Raw genomic sequence first — 1033 nt, forward strand, 5'->3', positions numbered from 1 at the left:
CGAGGCCGTCGACGTACGCGCGCAGGGACGGCTCCCCGTGGCCGCGGGCCAGCGTCAGGTGCGGGCGGTAGTGGCGGTGCTCCTCCATGGTGATGCCGGACTTGCGGGCCGCGGCGTCCGCCCGCTGGGCGAGGAGACGCAGGGCGTCCACGTCACCCGCGGCCCCGGCCCACAGGGCTCGGTCGCCGAAGTGGCCTGATCCCCGGAGGGAGAGCGGGAAGGGAGCGGTGCGGTGCGCGGCACGCTCCAGGCGGGTGGAGAGCTCGGGCACCGTCTCGTCCGGTACCTCCGCCATGAACGCCAGGGTGAAGTGCCAGCCCTCGCGGCGTGTCCAGCGGAGGTCTTCGGCGCCCGGCAGGGTCTTCAACTTGTCCACTGCGTGGGTCAGTTCGTCCGCCGAAGCTTCGGGCGGCAGCACGGCCGCGAAGAGTCTCATGGGGGGAGTCTCGCCTCCGGCGGGGTCTTTCCCCAACCCCGCCCCTTCCCGGCTGTGACATCTGCGGCTCCGCCGCGGGCCGCTCGGCGCGGGGGCCTTGGTTGCCGCCATCACCGGCTCCGCCGAGTTCGTCCTCAAACGCCGGACGGGCTGAAAGACCCTGGGCGAGGATGGGCGCATGGATCACATAACCATCCGCCCCGCCGGCCCCGACGACATCCCCACCGTCCTCTCCCTCTTCGACGACGCCGTCGCATGGCTCGTCTCCCAGGGACGCACCGGACAGTGGGGCGACAAGCCCTGGTCGACCAATCCGAAGACCATCGCTCTGGTCGAGAAGTACCTCACCACCGGCTCCGCCTGGATCGCGGAGATCGACGGGGAGGCGGTCGGCACGATCACCCTGACCGAAGGGCCGGGGGCGTACATCGCTCCGGTGGACGAACCGGAGCAGTACATCCACCTCCTGACCTCCCGGCACGGCACCGGCGCGGGCGCCGCCCTCCTCGCGCACGCGGCAGAAGAAACCCGGAGACAGGGGATCTCCCTGCTCCGGGTCGACTGCTACGCGGGCGGTGACGGCAAGCTCGTCGCGTT

The 1033-nt window shown here is 71.5% G+C and carries 2 protein-coding genes; one reads left to right on the forward strand and one right to left on the reverse strand.

The annotated features are described in order from the left end of the window. Nucleotides 1–436: RNA 2',3'-cyclic phosphodiesterase (gene thpR / locus ACZ5CR_RS47405; protein WP_468870286.1), on the reverse strand; the 436-nt coding region annotated here is incomplete at its 3' end. Nucleotides 437–614: 178 nt separating this feature from the next. Here thpR and ACZ5CR_RS47410 point away from each other — a divergent pair. Next, nucleotides 615–1033 (forward strand): GNAT family N-acetyltransferase (locus ACZ5CR_RS47410; RefSeq protein ID WP_468870287.1); only part of this gene is annotated, 419 nt, incomplete at its 3' end.

The sequence above is a fragment of the Streptomyces sp. NPDC031274 genome, from assembly GCF_055570235.1.